At 40.3% G+C, this 2232-nt stretch carries 2 protein-coding genes and 1 pseudogene; all 3 read right to left on the bottom strand.

What is annotated here, in order from left to right; all coding sequences use genetic code 11:
- Positions 1-386 (bottom strand): annotated as a pseudogene (locus tag JF818_RS03970) (hypothetical protein); the annotation flags it as partial.
- Between the two features lie 11 nt (positions 387-397).
- Entirely contained in the window at positions 398-1249 is an 852-nt protein-coding gene (locus JF818_RS03975; protein ID WP_198890684.1) for a DUF6675 family protein, read from the bottom strand.
- Positions 1233-2228, bottom strand: coding sequence for an exopolysaccharide biosynthesis polyprenyl glycosylphosphotransferase (locus JF818_RS03980; RefSeq protein WP_370570301.1), 996 nt, complete (start codon positions 2226-2228; stop codon positions 1233-1235). Before JF818_RS03980 ends, JF818_RS03975 begins: the two co-directional genes overlap by 17 nt.
- Positions 2229-2232: the final 4 nt, after the last annotated feature.

Consider the following 2232-nt stretch of genomic DNA (forward strand, 5'->3'; position numbering starts at 1 on the left):
GTCTGGAGGGTAACACCCAAGGAAGCACCAAGTTTTGTTTCTTCATCATATGTCCTGAAGTAACCAGTTGAGAATACAGCATCTAGGGGAGATGGATCGGTGCCATAGGTACGGGTAAGTTGTTCCAGAAGCTGTCCCAATTCCTCCCTTTCCAATTTACTCAACTGCTCTTGCTCTTCAGCAATTTCAGTAAGCAATGACAATACCTTATTGGCACTATAGGGTTTTACAGCTATCTGTTTGTCGATTAATCCACGAATCTGTGCATTTTCTAATACTTGATATGCACGATGATCTAGAGGCACCGAAAGCTGATCAGCAGCAGTAATTGCAGAGAGAGTGAAAAGCAACACACCAATTAGTAAAACAATACGTATAGTTTTCATAATATATCCTATTAATTTTCTATTGTAGCAAGCTGATCAACAAACCAATTTTGTAGAGCCCTAATTCTTCTCATGAAAGCTGAGGGAAGATCTACGGTAATACCGAAAACACCTACTTCTGGTTCACGATCCTCAATGGTTGTAAGAGCACATAGCAACAAGCCATCCTCCATCTGGTATGTGCCCATACTGATGCGGAGTTGTTCTTTTGGAACGGCTGTAAAAATACCAAATACCCGGATCGTACTGATATTCATGATCTCTACAAATATTTCCCTGTCACTATTCGTATAGGTGTGTAGGTAACGATTACCGCCAAAGGAACTATCTCGCTGGAAAACATAGCTCTGTACAGAGTATGGAAAAGTAGTGGCTACAGGGTCTGGGAGTAGATTGTTCAGATTTTTGCTATCTTCCATGTAGGATGATTTTTCGATGAGTATTTTTGGCTTATTTCCAGCTCTCCAAGAAATATAGGTTATTCCTTCTTGTGTGGATATTGCTCTAATCTTATTAAAGATCGCCAGTTGCCGATCTTCTGTGCTCATGGCTTTCAGCTCTGGTCCATAGGGAATATAACTTACTGCAGCAATACTGAATCCATTTGTTGATTGTTCAGCAATGACAGCCCTATCATACGCTTCAGTTCCTTTTGCAAAAAATTGAGTTATCTTTCCTCCATCAATCGTTTCACCATCAATAATGTTTCCGTCCAGAAGTTCCTGAATCTGGGATGACGTTAACGCTGGCAAAGTCGAACGAATTTCCTGTTCTGCCGCAAATAAAGACGAAAAACCCAATACACACAAAATTATGCTGAGTAAATACTTTCTCATAACTTCCTCATTAATACGCATTCTCATTTACAAATCCTCTAAAGAAAGTAAAGAGTACAATCTTTAGATCAAAGGGCAAAGTCCAATTTCTTATATAGTATAAATCAAATTCAATTCTACGTTCCAGAGACGTATTTCCTCTCCAACCATTTACCTGTGCCCATCCAGAAACCCCTGCCTTAAATCTATGGCGCATCCTATATCCAGGAATCTCGTGATTGAATTTCTCAACCAATTCAGGCCTTTCAGGTCGTGGTCCGATCAAACTCATCGAACCACCAATAACATTAAACAACTGGGGCAACTCATCCAAGCTCGTTTTTCTGAGAAATCGGCCTATCCTGGTAATCCTTGGATCATTCTCTTCTGTCCAGTGGGCATTCCCTTCAGGGATATCAGTTCTCATACTCCTGAATTTATACATGATAAACTCTTCTTCATCTCGCGTAATCCGTTTTTGCTTGAAAATAATGGGGCCTGGTGAAGAAAGTTTAATCAATAGCGCGATCAACAGTAATACTGGGGAAATAAGCACTATACCAAAACTACAAGAAACAATATCAAAGGTGCGTTTCATAAAACGCTGAAAGAACCCCATCTCTGCAGCATTAAGAGTAAGCATTGGTATCCATCTAAAATCAGAAATTTGTGTACCAATGTACGATTCCGGTACACTGGGTAGCATTACTACTTTTTCATTGAGCAGATCCAAGGCCTGTGCTACCATCTTTTCTTGCCTTTTATGCTCTTCTCCTGGATATCCAATCACTACCAGATCAGGATTTGTCAATGCAACCGCTTCACGCAACAACCCTGCATTGATTTGTCTTGCACCGCCGATGGATACTCCTTCTCCATCGAATTGACCAACCAATTTGATACCATGCATCCGCCTACTATGCAATGCACTTTCATAATGTTCAAGTTTCTCTCCATACCCAACAAGGAGTATACGTCGTGTATACTTTCCTTTCTTGTAACTTTTCTTTATATGGGAAGAAATGATGGTC

The sequence above is a fragment of the Sphaerochaeta sp. S2 genome, assembly GCF_016406725.1.
Taxonomy (GTDB): Bacteria; Spirochaetota; Spirochaetia; order Sphaerochaetales; family Sphaerochaetaceae; genus Sphaerochaeta.

Coding starts and splice junctions, on each gene's coding strand:
- JF818_RS03975 (WP_198890684.1), bottom strand. CDS start 1,249: ATGAGAATGCGTATTAATGAGGAAGTTATGAGAAAGTATTTACTCAGC.